We start from the raw sequence: 16,286 nt of genomic DNA, 5'->3' as shown, positions 1-16,286 counted from the left end.
CGCCTCCTCCGCTTATGCTAATAAGTTAGCTCAGGTCTGCGCCGTGGGCCGTATTGCGGGCACGGGCGACCCATGCAGCTCCTTCGCGTGCATGATGAAAACCGTTCGACAAGGGTGCCATCGGATAGATTTCGCGCAGCAGCGCGATCGCCTCGTCTGCATCCAGCGTGTCATCGAGCACGGCGCGATAGAGCTTTGCGACCGCCACCATGTCGCAATCCTGGGGCGACAGGCGGATGGCCGAAACGCCGCATGCGGAGAGGCTTGCGAGTTCGCCCAGGAGCGCCTGACAGGTATGGGAGACGGTCTGCACTCCGTTCAGCGCGAGGAAAGACTGACGGTCAAGGGTTTTCACCGGCAGGCCGTCCGGGTCTTCTCCGCACACGAACTGGCAATTGTCCTTGATCCTGCCCTTGGATCTGGCATGCGCGCATCGCGCCGAAATCGCGAGCGGCATGCGGCCGAAGGCGAACACCTCGAATGCGATCCCGGGATCGTCGGCAATGATCTTCTCGACGGATGTGAAAGGCAGTTCCGGTGGCAGACAGATTGCGGTCGCACCGCGGTCAGCGAGCAGTCTGGCTGTCGCTGCATTGTAGACATTGACCAATGGGCCGATGCTGTGAGGCCTGCCGTTCAGCAGTCCCAGGGCGGAAAGGTCGTTGGCTTCGATCAGATGCTCGCTGTCGGCGATCAGTTCCCGGATCTGCCGGCTTTCCCGCTCCAGCGTGACGAGTGACAGCGTCGACAGAACCACCTTCTTTCCGGCCGTTTCAAGCCGCTCGATCACCTCGGCGATATGGGGTTCGATGAAATGCTGGCGCTTGGAGCAAACGGTCTCGCCTATCACCACGCGATCCACCGGCGCTTCGTCGGCGATGCGGAAATGAAAATCGCGCCATTTGGGGCCATCCCAGAGATAATAGACAGGCCCCATCGTCAGGGAGGGCGGGACGGTGCGGCTCATGCTCATCTCCAGCGCTTCTCATAGGCGCCAGACGTGGTCTTCTGGCCTTCGCTCAGGTTACGCAGGCCGGCAAGCAATGCGGCTCGCTTGGCAGGATCGGCCGACAACGCCCTCTTCAGGGTCGACACGACTTCGGCGACATAGGCCTTGCCGCGCTGGCGGCCTTCGATCTTCAAAGCGCTGACACCCGCGGCGGCAAGCGCATCGATCTCGCCCATCACATCGAGAGAAACCGGGTCCTCGAAAGCATAGGCGCGGCTGTCGGCGATATCGAAGCGGCCCTTGCACAGAGTGGGGTAGCCGGCCGCCTCGCCGGCGGGGAAGCGATTGATGGTGTAATCACCAAGCTCCGAAACCAGTTCATTGCCTTCCTGACGGTACCGCACGTGGCTTGCCGGCGAGCAGACGCCGTTCATGTTTGGCGATTTTCCGGTGGCATAGGAGGATAGAGAACAGCGCCCCTCTGCCATGACGCAAAGCCCGCCGAACACGAAGACCTCGATCTCGCAACGAATCTGCGGTGCAATGCGGGCGATGTCGGCGATGGTTAGCGTCCTCGGCAGGACGACCCGCCTGGCATTGAACGCATCGACCAGAAAATTGATCGCATCCGCGTTCGAGGCGGAAGCCTGGACCGAGACATGCAGCCGCTGTTCGGGATAACGCTCCGTCACATGCGCCATCAGGCCGAAATCTGCGAGGATCAAAGCATCGGCGCCGAGCGCGACCGCATCGGCGGCAGCGCGATACCATATCTCCTCGTCCCCGGCGCGCATGAAGGTATTGAGGGCAACAAAGGTCTGCGTGCCATGGCGGCGGGCATAATCGATCGCCGTGCGCAATTCGTCGCGACTGAAATTGAGGCCGGGGAAATTGCGGGCATTGGTCTCGTCACGAAAGCCGCAGTAAACGGCGTCGGCTCCTGCATCGACGGCCTCGCGGAAGGCCGCGGGCGTTCCGGCCGGGCAGATCAGTTCCATGCGGAGACCTCATCGGCAAGTGCTCGACGGCGAATGTCCTCGGCCATCTTTCCGAAGACCGGAGCGAGAGGACCGGCGAGGGCCGACAGGTCGCGCGGCAGGTCGATATCGGCGTCGTCGAGCGCATTCCGCATCGCAAGCATGGCCTCCATGTCTCCTGTGATGGAAAGATCGCGCGAGAAGAACAATGCATCGGCATCGCAACGGCCTTCGAGCAGTGCAAGCAACATGAAGAGCGGCCCTTCCACCGAGGCATCAACCGCGCTTCGCATTGCCGACTTTCTGATGACGCAGATCGCCGGCCGGGCCGGCTCCACGATGAAGGCGAGCGGTAGGTCGCCCGGCAGAAAGGCGAAGCGTTTCGCCTTGTGCTCCCCCAGCCGTTCGAAGAGATCCGGATGCTCCTTCAACAGCCGCTGGAACAGCATTCCCGTCGCTCGTTCAATCGCCGCAAGCGGCATGTAGTTCAAGGGAATGGCGAGCAAGCGGGGAAATTCCATATTGACACATCCTGCTGAAATGCGGACCTAGGCTATCGACTGCAGGAGGGGCGGTGTTTGAGCTAGCGCAAAGACAAACGACAGTTCCGGTCGAACGGGTTTCGGCTCATGGCTCTGCCGATCCGCAAGCAAGATTTGCCAATGGGGTGCGGATAGTTTTGCCCGGCGGCTCAATGCCGGATTGTTTGCGCTGCGGCAAGCGAGACCGAGAAACTGAGGGCACAGCTCGGCGCGTTTCAGACCGGAGAGGAGATCGGCTCCGATATAGGAAGACGTGCCGCGGCGTGAGGGGAACTCACATCACGGAGGCGAGCCTGGCTAGGCGAGAACTTCGCGACCTTCGGCCTCCGCGACCAGAAGTGCTTCGATGATCAGTTTTTCGGAAAGGACGTGTCTGCGGACGCTTTCCAAGAAGCCCTGGAGCATGTAACGAACGGCCTGTTCAGGCGGGATATCGGGCCTTTCTGCCATCGCTTTCAGCATGAGCGATACCTCCTCGCAGGTCAGCACGTCACAGCGGTGCTCGGCTTTCAGTCGCTCGATCAACGTGGCGGCGAAATGTGAGCCGGCATTCCTGTCGAAATCCGGGAACAGGATCCGTTCCTCCACCTGATGCGTCTGCTGCAGAAGCGGAATCATGATCTGCGACGCGCGCAGACAGGCCTCGCGGTCCACGTCCGACGGGAGCGCAAAAGCAATCTCTTCCAGGACGAGGCAAAGCGCCATGAGAGCTTCGTGATTCCTTTCGAGCTGGGCGAGAGCATGCGCGTTCAGGTTTGCGTCTGCAGGCATATTCATTCCCTCATTGTCACCAGGAACGGGAGGTTGCATCGGCGTCAGGGCCCGCGAACCCGGCCTCCTCCGCGAACGAACGTCATGGCTTCGTCCCGGACCTCGCCTTCGTCGCTCAGGATGGCGCGCCACAGGCGGTTTCCAAGGCGAACGCTGAGGCGGCAGGTCCCGATGTCCTCAGCTTCGCCACGCTCGACCATGCTTTTCACGAGACCTTGCCGGATTCTCCGCCGGAAGTCGTCGCCTGATAGCCCGAACCGACCGGCGAGTTCACCGGATTCCAGTATGAAGTCCCCGTTCGGGCCCCGTTCGATATGCATCGCTTTTCCTTCGTCGATGATATTGAGGCGGGATCTACCGCTTCAACGCGCTTTGACATTCTACGACACGGTTTCAAACCGTGGGAACAGCACTTCGTTCTCGAGATGCATATGGACGACAAGGTCGTCGGTGAATTTGCGCAATCCCGTATAGAGCGCCGTCCAGGATCTGCAGGCACCTTCCGGCAGGGCAAGGCCGTGCGTCACATGCTCGATGGCCTGCAGATGCTGTGTTTCATCTTCATGCTCGTGCCGCATTTCGGAGATCGGATGGCTAATCATCGGGCTGCCGCCGCGCTGCATCATCGGAAAGAGTACCTGCTCCTCCCTTTTCATATGACCTTCCAGTTCGTCTCGCAGACTTGTCAAGGTTTCTGAAAGTCCGATCGGTGCGGAAGGGTGAGCGGCATGCACCCGCTCGACTTTCTGGGCCAGAGGGATAAGCCAATCGAGCTCTTCGCGATGCGCGGCGTGATACCTGCTGAGGATGTGCGCAATCAGGGCCAATGTTTCCTGCGGCGCATCCCGTCCCGATGCCTGTTCGAGGGCCTCCAGATCGGCGATCAGGGCCGCCGGCGCAAGGCCTGCCTGTTCGGCCGCCATGGACAGAGGTATGTCGCCGCCGCAGCAGAAGCTGATGCCGTGACGGCGAAAGATTTCAGCGGCGCCCGGCAGTTCCGTGGCGAAGGCGGCGACCGTCTTGTCCGGGTTAATTCCACTCATGATGTACTCCTCGTCGATGATGATTTCAGGATTGCGGTGAGGCCGGTTTGTTCTCTCGCAGGTGCCGCTCGCAGGTCTGCAAATGATCGGGTTGTCATGGCGAGACCTCGCCGAGGCCGAGGGACGCCCATATGCGGTCGACCTTTCCGACAACTTCAGGGGACATCTTGAGAACCTTGCCCCATTCCCTCGCTGTTTCGGAACCGATCTTGGTCGTGGCATCCAGCCCCAGCTTGCCACCGAGCCCGGGCTGCGGAGAGGCAAAATCGAGGTAATCGATCGGGGTTTTATCCACCATCATGAGGTCGCGGCTGGCATCGAGGCGGGTGGAAAGCGCCCAGACGATATCCGGCCAGCTTCTGACATCGATGTCGCGATCCACCACGATGATCAGCTTGGTATAGCTGAACTGCGGCAAGATCGACCAAAGGCCCATCATGATCCGTCGGGCATGCCCCGGATAGCGCTTGTCGATCGAAACGACCATCGCCCGATATGAACAGGCCTCCGGCGGGAGCCAGAGATCATGGATTTCGGGGAACTGGCGCTTGACCAACGGGATGAAGAGCTCGCTCATGGCTTCACCGAGCCTGGACGGCTCATCCGGGGGACGGCCGGTATAGGTGGAGAGATAAAGCGGATTGCGGCGCATCGTGATCGCCGAAAGGGAAAGAACGGGAAAGGCCTCGACGGCGTTGTAGTATCCCGTGTGATCTCCGTAGGGGCCCTCTTCAGCCATTTCGGCAGCGGAAACCAGACCCTCCAGGACAATTTCCGCCTCTGCGGGAACCGGAAGCGGTACAGAGAACGCCGGCGCGATCTCCTGTCGCCTGCCTTTCAACAGGCCGGCGAAATTCAACTCGCTCAGGTTCTCCGGCAGCGGCATGACGGCAACGAGGATTGTTGCCGGATCCGCACCGATGACGACCGCCACCGGCATGTCGCAGCCGAGCGCCTGCCACATACGGTGGTGTCTTGCGCCACCGCGATGGGCAAGCCAGCGCATGATCAGGCGGTCCTTGCCGAGCTTCTGCATCCGGTAGATGCCGATATTGATATCCGTCGGGTCGTCCGGCGCGCGCGTGATCACCAATGGCCACGTAATGAGGGGGGCGGGCTCGCCGGGCCAGCACGACTGGATCGGCAACCGGTCGAGATCAATTTCCGTGCCTTGCCAGACGATCTCCTGGCAAGGCGCGCGAGATGTCGAACGGGAGTTCAGGGCGAGGGCGGCTTTCAGAAGCGGGAGTTTCTGCCACGCCTCACGGACCGATTTCGGCGGCTGCGGTTCACGCAATTCACTCAGGAAAGCGGCAAGTCCCGCGATGCCGCCTGCCTCAAGCCCAAGGCCCCATTCTATTCTCTCGCGTGTCCCGAACAGATTGGCGAGGAGCGGGATCGGCTGGACGTTGCCGGAAGCATCGACCGGCTTTTCGAAGAGCAGCGCCGGCCCCTGATCCATGAGAACCCGGCGATGGATTTCGGTGATCTCATGGACCAGCGATACGGGTTGAGATATCCGCTTCAGCCGTCCTCTGCTTTCCAGAAAGGCAACAAAATCCTGAAGATTGGCGTAGCGGCGGGGAACTGGGACATCGGCTTTCATCCCCGCCAGATTCAGAAGAAAAAAACAGATGTCTTTGCGCTTGCGCAAATAGGCCAAGGCAAAGAGATGCAGACGAGTAACGGCAGGCATGCATTCGGTAACCAAAAGGCAATGCGCATTTCAGTTTTGGCTTTTTTTTGAGCGATTCAATGGTAGATTGCATAAAAAGTGCGCAGCATGGAGGATTGATTGGTCAATTTTTCCACGGAGCAACTCAAGGATGGGGCGCCAAAATCCCGCAGGCGCGCTGAGCTTTTAACGTTTGTCATCCTGGCCTTTGGCATCTGGCCTATCGTCGCCGTTGGCGTGGTCGGCGGATACGGCTTCCTGGTCTGGATGTACCAGATCATAAGCGGCCCTCCTGGTCCCCCCGGTCACTGAGGCTCGGCATGCAGGATCGTCGCCTCACCCGATACCGTATCCTGCCAGACAGGGTAAAGTCAGACACGGGCGCCCGACCTCGAGGTTTTGGCACCCGCTCGTTCCATGCAGACACGGGCTTCGGCGTCCTGGCCGAACGATGTCCTGCCGAGGTCATTGGCGCCTGGCCGGCACGCGGTGATCTGCTCCTTCCGGATAACGACAACGAAGCCGTCACCGGTTGCAATGCAGGCAAGGCGTCTGCCCTGTCGGCGCGATGCGCATGGAACCGGGGGATATCCGATGTCTGAAGGGAAGCAGCGCTACTACGTGTCCAGCGCAGTGATCGTGATGAAGCCGCAAGACCAGGAACGCGTTCGCTGGGCGATATCCGAGATGCGCGATGTCGAGGTTCACGGCGTTCAGGACGGCAAGATGGTTGTCGTCATCGACGGCTATAGTAGCGGCCAGTTGGGTGCGACTTTGTCGGCAATCTCGGCGATTGACGGCGTGGTCGCCGCGAACATGGTTTTTGAACATTCCGAAGAGCAAGAGGGTATCGCAGATGAAGGGAGAACTGACGCGGCGTGATCTTATCAAGGCGCATGCGGCAGGCATTGCCGCTGCGACCGCGGGGATCGTCCTGCCGGCAGCCGCTCAACCTGTTCCGGGCGGCGTGGAGGCGCTGGAGATCAAATGGTCCAAGGCGCCCTGTCGTTTCTGCGGAACGGGCTGTGGCGTCATGGTCGGCGTCAAGGAAGGCCAGGTTGTCGCCACCCATGGTGACATGCAGGCGGAGGTCAACCGCGGCCTGAACTGTATCAAGGGCTATTTCCTTTCCAAGATCATGTATGGTGAGGACCGGCTTACCCAGCCCCTGCTGCGCAAGCGGAACGGCCAATACGCCAAGGACGGCGAATTCGAGCCCGTCAGCTGGGACGAGGCCTTCGACGTGATGGCCGAGCAGTGCAAGAAGGTTCTGACGGAAAAGGGACCGACCGCTGTCGGAATGTTCGGCTCCGGCCAATGGACCATCTTCGAAGGTTATGCCGCGACCAAGCTGATGCGGGCGGGGTTCCGCTCCAACAATCTCGACCCCAACGCCCGGCACTGTATGGCGTCCGCGGCCTATGCGTTCATGCGCACCTTCGGCATGGACGAGCCGATGGGCTGTTATGACGATTTCGAAAACGCAGATGCCTTTGTGCTTTGGGGTTCGAACATGGCGGAGATGCATCCGATTCTCTGGACGCGTGTGGCGGACCGGCGGCTCGGCCACGGCCATGTCAAGGTTGCCGTGCTTTCCACCTTCACCCATCGCAGCATGGATCTCGCCGACATACCGATCATCTTCACGCCCGGGACGGATCTCGCCATCCTGAACTACATCGCAAACCACATCATCACCAGCGGCAAGGTCAACGAGGAGTTCGTCCGCAACCATACGACCTTCATGAAAGGCGTGGACAATATCGGCTATGGCCTGCGCCCCGAGGACCCGCTGGAACTCAAGGCCACCAATGCCGGCGACCCCACCAAGACGGAGCCGATCGATTTCGACGCCTTCAAGAAATTCGTTTCCGACTACACGCTCGAAAAGACCGCCGAACTGACCGGGGCCGATCCCGGCTTTTTGCAGCAGCTTGCCGAACTTTATGCCGATCCGAACCGGAAGGTCATGTCGCTCTGGACCATGGGCTTCAACCAGCATGTCCGCGGGGTGTGGGCCAACCAGATGGTCTACAATCTCCATCTGCTGACCGGCAAGATTTCCGAGCCTGGAAACAGCCCCTTCTCGCTCACGGGCCAGCCGTCCGCCTGTGGAACGGCTCGAGAAGTCGGCACCTTCGCGCATAGGCTGCCGGCCGATATGGTCGTCACCAATCCCGAGCACCGGCATCATGCGGAAGAGTTGTGGAAGCTTCCCGAAGGCCTGCTTCCCGACAAGCCGGGGTATCATGCCGTCCAGCAGGACCGCATGTTGAAGGACGGCAAGCTCAGCTTCTATTGGGTGCAGGTCAACAACAATGTCCAGGCAGCCCCGAATACCAAGAACGAGACCTATCAGGGTTACCGCAACCCGGACAATTTCATCGTCGTCTCCGATGCCTATCCGACGATCACGGCGATGTCGGCAGACCTGATCCTGCCCGCCGCCATGTGGGTGGAGAAGGAGGGAGCCTATGGCAATGCCGAGCGCCGCACCCATGTCTGGCACCAACTGGTGCAGGCTCCGGGCGATGCGCGGTCCGATCTTTGGCAGATAGCGGAGTTTTCAAAGCGCTTCACCACCGACGAGGTTTGGCCCGCGGATATATTGGACAAGCACCCCGATTATCGTGGCAAAACACTGTTCGAGGTGCTGTTCCAGAACGGACAGGTCGATCAATTCCCGCTCAGCGAAATCGATCCGGACTATGCAAACAATGAAGCCAAGGATTTCGGCTTCTACATACAGAAAGGGCTGTTCGAGGAATATGCCTCGTTCGGGCGGGGTCACGGTCATGACCTCGCGCCCTACGACCGCTACCATCAGGAACGGGGTCTGCGCTGGCCCGTCGTCAATGGGCAAGAGACCAGGTGGCGCTATCGGGAGGGCTACGATCCCTATGTGAAGCCGGGCGAGGGCGTACGCTTCTACGGGCGACCGGACGGCAAAGCCGTGATTCTTGCCGTTCCCTATGAGCCGCCCGCCGAGTCTCCCGATGGTGAATATGATTTCTGGCTGGTAACCGGTCGCGTGCTCGAACATTGGCATTCCGGATCCATGACCATGCGCGTGCCGGAATTGTACAGGGCCTTTCCCGGCGCCCGCTGCTTCATGAATGCCGACGATGCCCGAAAGCGGGGCATCAATCAGGGCGCCGAAATCAGGATCGTCTCCCGGCGCGGTGAAATCCGGTCCCGGGTGGAAACCCGCGGGCGCAACCGTATGCCGCCGGGCGTGATCTTCGTGCCCTGGTTCGACGCCAGCCAACTGATCAACAAGGTCACGCTTGACGCCACCGATCCCATCTCCAAACAGACGGATTTCAAGAAATGCGCAGTCAAGATCGTTCCAGCCGTCTGAGCTTTGGTTCCTTTCGAATCGTAGTCACGGCCTTTGCGGTCGCGTTCATGGCGACGCTTGCCGCAGCCCAGATAGTCCCGCAATTGTCGGGACCGTCGCAGGCCATGGAGACGGTGCCCGCCCGCCCGATGCCCAAGTGGAACGTGGACGACATACGCAAGATGCGGGCATACCCCGATCAGCCTCCGGTCATTCCGCACTCGATCGAAGGCTATCAGTTGTCGGTCAACACGAACCGCTGTCTTTCCTGTCACAAGCGGGAGTTCACGGAAGGGGCGGGCGCACCGATGATCAGCGTCACCCACTACATGACGCGGGAGGGACAGATGCTCGCGGACGTCTCGCCGCGCCGCTATTTTTGCACGGCATGCCATGTTCCCCAGGCGGAAGTGAATCCGCTCGTCGGCAACACGTTCCGGGACATGAGCCAGATGGGTGTCGAGCATCTGGGGGGCAAATAGGGTGATGGGACGGATAAGAAATCTTGCGGCGTGGATATGGAAGATCCTCACCACGCCGGCGGGCACTCTGAGCCTTGCCTTCCTGACACTTGGCGGTTTCGTCGGCGGGGTGATCTTCTGGGGCGCGTTCAACACCGCGCTGGAGCTGACCAATACAGAGAAGTTCTGTACCGGATGTCACGAGATGCAGGCGAACGTCTACGAGGAACTGACGCGGACGATCCATTTCTCCAACCGGTCCGGCGTGCGCGCATCCTGTCCCGATTGCCATGTGCCGCATAACTGGACAGACAAGATCGCGCGCAAGATGCAAGCTTCCAAGGAGGTATGGGGCAAGATCTTCGGCACCATCAACACGCGCCAGAAATTCCTCGACGAACGTCTGCGACTTGCGCAGCACGAATGGGCTCGGCTGAAGGCCAACGACAGCCTCGAGTGCCGCAACTGCCATTCTTCGATAGCCATGGACCTTTCGAAGCAGACCGAACGCGCCGCGGATATCCACACGCGATATCTCCTGAGCGGGAGGGCGACCTGCATAGACTGCCATAAAGGCATCGCTCACGAACTGCCGAACATGCAAGGCGTCAACCCGGGATGGCAGATGCCCGATGAGCTGGAAGGCGAAGTCCTTCCCAGTGCTTCCGCGGTGGATGACCTGCGGCGGGCGATGGATCAAGCCCACTCCGGTCTGGCAAGCATTGAATGAGGGAAAAGGGGGAGCGGCCTCCCTTTCAAGCTGGATACCTGTCAAGGAGCGACTTTTTCGAGCCGCCAGCAACTCCCTGCGGATCGTTTGTATTCGTGGAGGGGCCGCATCCTAGCGTTTAACCTGGGTATTCATCAAACTCAGGGCGGCGTGGATCTGGGAGACGACGGCAGCACCTTCCCCGACCGCGGCTGCGACGCGCTTTGTCGATCCGGCCCGGACATCGCCAATGGCAAAGACGTTCGGCACGCTGGTTTCGAGCGGTGGCGGCTTGCGGGTGAAGCCGCAAAGCGTATCGAAGGATTGGCCGGTGACGATGAAGCCCTTCTCATCAGACTGCACGCGGTCGCCGATCCAACCCGCGTTGGGATCGGCTCCGATGAAGAGGAACAGATGGTGAAGCGGCAGCTTCTGTTCGCTGCCATCCAGCCGGTTGCGCACGGTAGCGGACGTGAGTCCCGTGGCGCGATCACCATCGATCGCCTCCACTTCGCAATGCATGTGCCACACGACATTGGGCAGGGCTTTAATGCGATCGATCAGATATTGAGACATTGTCTCTTCCAGCGCGCGCCGGACGACGAGATGCAGCTTTTTCACCTGGGGTGCAAGAAAGACGATGGCTTGGCCGGCCGAATTACCGCCACCAACCAGCGCCACTTCTTTGCCGGCGCACAGCCTTGCCTCGATCGGCGAGGCCCAGTAGGAAATGCCGTTGCCTTCAAAGGTCGCGATATTGGCTACGTCTGGCCGCCGGTATCGGGCACCGGAAGCGATGACCACGCTGCGGGCGTGCACGGCCTTGTCGCCGGCAAGGTCGAGTGTCAGTGCTCCGGCACCGTCCGCTGGCGGGACCAGGCTGTTGACTTCGACAGGCAGGACCAGTTCGGCGCCGAACTTCAGGGCCTGGTTGTAGGCGCGACCTGCCAGAGCTTGGCCTGATATGCCGGTTGGAAAGCCGAGATAGTTTTCGATCCTCGACGAGGCCCCAGCCTGTCCGCCGACCGAGCGCTCGTCGATGACGATGACGTCGAGGCCCTCGGACGCGGCATATACTGCAGTGGCGAGCCCGGCCGGGCCGGCGCCGACCACGGCGACGTCATATAGCTTACCGGGTATAAGCTCCGGGGTCATACCCAGGCAGGCGGCAGCTTCTGTATCCGTCGGGTTCTTCAGCACGGTGCCATTGGGGCAAACCATGAGGGGCAATTCGGAGCTGAGCACACCCAAACGCTCAATCAGGGCACGGCCTTCGCTATTGGTGGAAGCATCGAGCACGATATATGGAAAGGCGCTGCGGGCGAGAAAGCCCTGCAGGCGCGACAGCGCGGCGTTGCCCGTAGCACCGATCAGAACCGAGCCGGCGCCGGCATCGATAAGGCCGACGCGGCGCAGGATGAAGGCGCGCATGATGATTTCCCCGATATCGGCCGATCCGATCACCAGGGCGCGTAGATGCGCTGAATCAAAGGGCAGGGCGACGCAACCCTCAGCTCCGGCACGCGCACCAGCCAGCGTCGGACGACCCGACAATTGGTTAACCTCGCCGGACAACTGGCCGACCCCATGCGTGATGATCGGTGCCTCACCGGACAGCCCTTCGTGGCGGAACACATCCATCGAGCCATCAAGCACCAGCCAGGCGGGTGCCGCGTGATCGCCGACTTTATAGACGAACTCGCCAGGCGCGAAATGCCTTGGCTCACCACTGGCGAAGCGCCTGGCCGTCTGGAGTTGGTGGGAATTGAGCACCGGAAACATCTGATGCTGGCGCGCGCTGAGATCTGCCATAACGTCTCCGATTCGTGATGCCACTGGAACAGTGCTACCGAGTTCAGGAAGGTGTCAGTAGTATCTAGGTATGGGCCCGCGCTGGGGTGTCTGATCCGGCAAGTCCACGACCATCTCATCAACATAGCACCAGCCCCAGCCTTTCGGCGGGTCGTAGCCTTCGATGATCGGATGACGGGTGGCGTGGAAATGTCCGGTCGCATGGCGTCCAGGGGACTGGTCGCAGCAGCCGACATGACCGCATTCGCGGCAAAGCCTGAGATGGAGCCAGACCTGTCCGGTCTTGAGGCACTCCTCGCAGCCAAGCGTCGTGGGGCGAACTGGGCGGATGGTGGACGTGTGAGAGCAGTTGTGGGCCATGCTTTTGCTCCTGGATAACATCGGCATATCTTCAGTGCTTCAGCGCCTGTTCCAGACACCGCACCAATTGGTCGAAGTCGACTGGCTTGCCGAGAAAGGCAAAAGCGCCGCCGTCCATCGCAGCCGCCCGCGTTCGTTCGTCCCGATAGGACGTCATGAAAATCATTGGCGGCTTGGGTGCATTCTGCGAATTCAACACCGCCTGCAATTCGATGCCGCTCAGGCCCGGCATTTTGACATCCACGAGCATGCAATCGATCGCAGCGCGATCATCATCGGCGAGGAAAGCTTCCGCCGAGCTAAACAGTCGGCTCCTGTAGCCGCATGACAAAACGAGATCGTCAAGGGCTTCGCGGATCGACTGATCGTCGTCAACGATTGCTATGACTGGTTTTCTGGACAATTTTTTGGGCCTTGCCACATCAATTCAACTGCCCATCATATACGACTTACAGAAAGGGCCTTGTACCATACAAGTGTCTAGGTTTTTGAATTCAAAGCCCCAGCAACTCGGCCTTGCGCACCAGATCCGCCACCGAGCGCGCCTCCATCTTGCGCATCACATTGCCGCGATGCAGTTTGACCGTGATCTCGCTGATGCCAAGGTTGAAGGCGATCTGTTTGTTCATCAGGCCCTTGACCACGGCCGCCATAACTTCATGTTCGCGGGGCGTCAATGTACTGGCCAGCTTGGCGACAGCATCATTGGCTGCAGATTGCAGGCGGACTTCCCGGTCCTTCTTAAACGCCGCCGCAACGGCATCAAGAATGTCCTGGTCCCGGAACGGTTTGGCGAGGAAATCGACCGCGCCGGCTTTCATCGCGCGCACACTCATCGGTATGTCGCCATGGCCGGTCATGAAGATGATCGGCATCTGGTTGCCGAGCTTTTCCAGATGCAGCTGGAAATCCAGGCCATTCGCACCGGGCAATCTCACGTCGAGCAGGATACAGCCCGGTCGTTTGAGATCGGCATTATCGAGCAGGTCCTGCGCGCTTTCGAAGGATGTCGCATCCGTGCGGGTCGACAGGAAAAGATCGACCAGCGCCTCGCGTATAGAGGGGTCGTCATCAACGATATAGACGACGGGTGTGTCGTTTGCCGGGGCTTTTGCAGACTTCTTGGCGTCATTCATCGAGGGCCTCGATCGGTACGATCATTTCGAACAGGGCGCCGCCTTCGGCGTGATTGCTGGCGGTCAGGGCGCCGCCACGGGCTTCCAGCATGCTGCGGCAGATGGCAAGGCCCATGCCGAGGCCGGTGTCCTTGGTGGTGTGAAACGGCTTGAACAATTTCGCGAGGATGTCCGCGCTGAGGCCAGGGCCGCTGTCATGAATGCGGACTGCCACAGTTTCCGCAGCAGCCGGTTCGATAAAGACCGAGATCCGCCGCAGTTCGTCCGGCGTCTCGCCCATGGCCTGGATGGCATTCGTGATAAGGTTGATCAACACTTGTTGCAGCTCGATCCGGACGGCACTGACGGGGGATATGTTGGATGCTGTGCGGGTCTCGAACGTGATCCGGTTCCTGGCAAGCTCGCCCTCCATCAGCGCACGCGTCTCTCCGACCAGATCGACCAGCGACACCGGCTCACGAACCGGCGCCCGCTTGCCGAGCATGGACCGCGTGCTCTGGATGATGTCGCTGGCGCGCTGGCTGTCGCGCGCGATGCGCTCGGCCGAGCGGGCAACAGCCTCGAGATCCGGCGGGTCACGATCGAGCCAGCGCAACAGGGTCTGGGCGTTGACCACCAGCGCACCGAGCGGCTGGTTGAGTTCGTGGGCGAGTGACGCCGACAGCGCGCCGACGGTTGCCGCGCGCGATGCCAAAGCCAGTTCCGCCTGAGCCTCGAACAATGCCTTCTGGGCCAGTTCGCGCTCGGTAATGTCGAACATGCCGACGATAACGCGGTTGAAATTGGCGGGGTCTTCCGGGAAGCCGACAGTCAGCAGCACATGCTTGTGGGTGCCATCGCTGGTGATGATGCTGCCCTTGCCCTCAAAATGTGTTTCATTGTTAAAAATTGCCACGATGAGTTCAAGAAAGGTCGCATCATTCTGGGCAATGAAGCGGCGCATCGAGCTGGCATTTTCGCCGCTCGCATTGCCGAGCAGTTCGAGTGCCGCCGCGTTCGCGGCCACGGTCGGGACGCGGGTGATACATTGTTCAAGAAAGTCGGGATTCGCCCTGACATGAGCGCCGAGGTCTTCGACGCCATCGGCCTTGAGCGCCATCAGCATAGTCCGGACCTGCGAATAATCGCGCTCCCAGAGAGCAACGCGACTCTGCTCGAAAATCGTTCGGTAGCGTTCTTCGCTGCTCTGCAGAGCCACATTGAATTTTACCAGGTCCAGGCGGGCGCGCTGGTTGCGGATGATCAAGGCGCAGGTGATCAGCATCGCGGCGACCGCCACTGTCAGACGCAATGTTGCGGCGAGGTCGGCTTGCAGCCCATGGGCGACTGCATAGGAGAATGCTGCCAGGCCGATGCACATCGCCGTCAGCGACAGCGTTCCCTTTTCCGTCAGGGTTTCTGCCGACAGAAGCAGCGTGATGACATAGAGGGTCGCCAGCGCGCTATGGATGTCGGTGAAAGTGTCGAGATAGAAAACCGTCGCTGTAAGGACAACAGCGAACGAAAGAATGCCGATCTCATGGCGTGCCGGCAGACGCCGTTTCGGGTTCACAAGAGCGAGCGATCGCAATGCTTTCCCCCACTTGGATTTCAATGGCACCATCAAGCCATTCCGGTCGATAAAAAGCAAACGCAATGTCGAATATTGCCGTGCAAACTCAATCTCATACGTCCTTAAAAGAAAGGCCATCCCAGGTGGCTGGGATGGCCTTAACCGGATCGCGACATCCGAGGTTCAGGGGAGGGGATGCCTGAACCGTCAGGGCCATGGTGCCCAGCCTGTCTTCTTGGGAGGGGATCGAAGACGCATTATGTGTAGCTTCAGCGGTCGCCTGGCGAAACTATACCAAGGTGTGGGTTCGCCTAGCCAAGCATTGGATATTGTGGTCTGGCGTCGTCGTCTAAAAAGTCTCCAACAGCCTGCACCCCCCAATGGAGACCGTCATGGACCGCACGCTTACTGAAAAACATCGCAAGTCGCCTCTCGCAACGCCGACAACTCTGAGCTCAAATGCAACAACGGATATCGCCGGTGCATTGACCGCGCTGCTGGCGGATATCTTTGCGCTCTATCTCAAAACCAAGAACTTTCATTGGCATATGAGCGGGCCGCATTTCCGCGACTATCACCTGATGCTCGATGAGCAGGGCGAGCAGATCTTTGCGATGACCGACGACGTCGCCGAGCGGGCTCGCAAGATCGGCGGCACGACGATCCGTTCGATCGGTCATATCTCCCGGGTACAGCGGCTCCTCGACAATGATGCCACCTTCGTCACGCCCAAGGACATGTTGGCTGAACTTCGCAATGACAATCTCATGCTGGTCTCGCTGCTGAAGGAGACACACGAGCTCTGCGATGAACATGGTGACATCGCCACAGCGAGCCTGATTGAAAACTGGGTGGATGAGGCCGAGCGTCGCGCATGGTTCCTGTTCGAAAGCACTCGCGACGCCGAGTGACCTCTTCGAACCTTTCAAGGAGTCGTGCCGGCCAGCATCGAGCCGGAT

Annotated in this window: 19 protein-coding genes; 7 read left to right on the top strand and 12 right to left on the bottom strand. The window is 60.1% G+C overall.

The window, feature by feature from the left end; genetic code table 11:
• Positions 1-25: 25 nt before the first annotated feature.
• The 7 genes from ubiV to J2046_RS11990 form a co-directional block, all read right to left on the bottom strand.
• Positions 26-967: a ubiquinone anaerobic biosynthesis protein UbiV gene (ubiV, locus tag J2046_RS12020; protein ID WP_210051999.1), complete on the bottom strand. Its 942-nt coding sequence runs from the start codon at positions 965-967 to the stop codon at positions 26-28.
• Positions 968-969: 2 nt separating this feature from the next.
• Positions 970-1,947 carry a ubiquinone anaerobic biosynthesis protein UbiU gene (gene ubiU / locus J2046_RS12015; protein ID WP_210051997.1) on the bottom strand — a complete coding sequence of 326 codons (978 nt, stop codon included), beginning with the start codon at positions 1,945-1,947 and terminating at the stop codon, positions 970-972.
• Positions 1,938-2,447, bottom strand: coding sequence for a ubiquinone anaerobic biosynthesis accessory factor UbiT (ubiT, locus tag J2046_RS12010; protein WP_210051995.1), 510 nt, complete (start codon positions 2,445-2,447; stop codon positions 1,938-1,940). The genes ubiU and ubiT overlap by 10 nt, the downstream gene beginning before the upstream one ends.
• A gap of 318 nt (positions 2,448-2,765) precedes the next feature.
• Complete coding sequence (locus tag J2046_RS12005) at positions 2,766-3,239, bottom strand: hemerythrin domain-containing protein (protein ID WP_210051993.1); 474 nt, start codon at positions 3,237-3,239, stop codon at positions 2,766-2,768.
• 44 nt (positions 3,240-3,283) lie between these two features.
• Positions 3,284-3,559: a DUF6522 family protein gene (locus J2046_RS12000; protein WP_210051990.1), complete on the bottom strand. Its 276-nt coding sequence runs from the start codon at positions 3,557-3,559 to the stop codon at positions 3,284-3,286.
• 60 nt (positions 3,560-3,619) lie between these two features.
• Positions 3,620-4,282, bottom strand: coding sequence for an iron-sulfur cluster repair di-iron protein (gene ric / locus J2046_RS11995; RefSeq protein WP_210051988.1), 663 nt, complete (start codon positions 4,280-4,282; stop codon positions 3,620-3,622).
• A 94-nt stretch (positions 4,283-4,376) separates the two neighbouring features.
• Entirely contained in the window at positions 4,377-5,801 is a 1,425-nt protein-coding gene (locus J2046_RS11990; protein WP_325169753.1) for a UbiD family decarboxylase, read from the bottom strand.
• Here J2046_RS11990 and J2046_RS33810 point away from each other — a divergent pair.
• The 6 genes from J2046_RS33810 to J2046_RS11965 all read left to right on the top strand — a co-directional run bounded on the left by J2046_RS33810 (position 5,757) and on the right by J2046_RS11965 (position 10,488).
• Entirely contained in the window at positions 5,757-6,029 is a 273-nt protein-coding gene (locus J2046_RS33810; RefSeq protein ID WP_233469735.1) for a hypothetical protein, read from the top strand. The genes J2046_RS11990 and J2046_RS33810 overlap by 45 nt on opposite strands.
• Before the next feature lie 48 nt (positions 6,030-6,077).
• Positions 6,078-6,269, top strand: a complete 192-nt coding sequence (gene napE, locus J2046_RS11985; RefSeq protein ID WP_052182575.1) for a periplasmic nitrate reductase, NapE protein — start codon at positions 6,078-6,080, stop codon at positions 6,267-6,269.
• Between the two features lie 282 nt (positions 6,270-6,551).
• Positions 6,552-6,839 carry a chaperone NapD gene (locus J2046_RS11980; RefSeq protein WP_210051984.1) on the top strand — a complete coding sequence of 96 codons (288 nt, stop codon included), beginning with the start codon at positions 6,552-6,554 and terminating at the stop codon, positions 6,837-6,839.
• Positions 6,814-9,318, top strand: a complete 2,505-nt coding sequence (gene napA / locus J2046_RS11975) for a periplasmic nitrate reductase subunit alpha (protein WP_210051982.1) — start codon at positions 6,814-6,816, stop codon at positions 9,316-9,318. Before J2046_RS11980 ends, napA begins: the two co-directional genes overlap by 26 nt.
• Positions 9,288-9,779: a nitrate reductase cytochrome c-type subunit gene (locus J2046_RS11970; protein ID WP_210051980.1), complete on the top strand. Its 492-nt coding sequence runs from the start codon at positions 9,288-9,290 to the stop codon at positions 9,777-9,779. The genes napA and J2046_RS11970 overlap by 31 nt, the downstream gene beginning before the upstream one ends.
• A 4-nt stretch (positions 9,780-9,783) precedes the next feature.
• Positions 9,784-10,488, top strand: coding sequence for a NapC/NirT family cytochrome c (locus tag J2046_RS11965; RefSeq protein ID WP_210051978.1), 705 nt, complete (start codon positions 9,784-9,786; stop codon positions 10,486-10,488).
• 111 nt (positions 10,489-10,599) lie between these two features.
• Here the strand turns inward: J2046_RS11965 and J2046_RS11960 are convergent, their stop codons facing one another.
• The 5 genes from J2046_RS11960 to J2046_RS11940 all read right to left on the bottom strand — a co-directional run bounded on the left by J2046_RS11960 (position 10,600) and on the right by J2046_RS11940 (position 15,378).
• Positions 10,600-12,279: an FAD-dependent oxidoreductase gene (locus J2046_RS11960; RefSeq protein ID WP_210051975.1), complete on the bottom strand. Its 1,680-nt coding sequence runs from the start codon at positions 12,277-12,279 to the stop codon at positions 10,600-10,602.
• A gap of 54 nt (positions 12,280-12,333) precedes the next feature.
• Positions 12,334-12,639 (bottom strand): UBP-type zinc finger domain-containing protein, encoded by a 306-nt coding sequence (locus J2046_RS11955; RefSeq protein WP_210051973.1) that lies wholly within the window; start codon positions 12,637-12,639, stop codon positions 12,334-12,336.
• Between the two features lie 31 nt (positions 12,640-12,670).
• Positions 12,671-13,042, bottom strand: coding sequence for a response regulator transcription factor (locus J2046_RS11950; RefSeq protein ID WP_210051971.1), 372 nt, complete (start codon positions 13,040-13,042; stop codon positions 12,671-12,673).
• A 91-nt stretch (positions 13,043-13,133) separates the two neighbouring features.
• Positions 13,134-13,775 carry a response regulator transcription factor gene (locus J2046_RS11945; RefSeq protein WP_210051969.1) on the bottom strand — a complete coding sequence of 214 codons (642 nt, stop codon included), beginning with the start codon at positions 13,773-13,775 and terminating at the stop codon, positions 13,134-13,136.
• Positions 13,768-15,378: a sensor histidine kinase gene (locus J2046_RS11940; protein WP_233469712.1), complete on the bottom strand. Its 1,611-nt coding sequence runs from the start codon at positions 15,376-15,378 to the stop codon at positions 13,768-13,770. Before J2046_RS11940 ends, J2046_RS11945 begins: the two co-directional genes overlap by 8 nt.
• A 341-nt stretch (positions 15,379-15,719) precedes the next feature.
• Here J2046_RS11940 and J2046_RS11935 point away from each other — a divergent pair, with 341 nt between their 5' ends.
• Positions 15,720-16,238, top strand: coding sequence for a Dps family protein (locus J2046_RS11935; protein WP_210051967.1), 519 nt, complete (start codon positions 15,720-15,722; stop codon positions 16,236-16,238).
• Positions 16,239-16,286 lie beyond the last annotated feature (48 nt).

The organism is Neorhizobium petrolearium (assembly GCF_017873175.1).
GTDB lineage: Bacteria > Pseudomonadota > Alphaproteobacteria > Rhizobiales > Rhizobiaceae > Neorhizobium > Neorhizobium petrolearium.
Note: the sequence above shows the minus strand (reverse complement) of the source record. Positions and strands in the feature narration are given on the sequence as shown.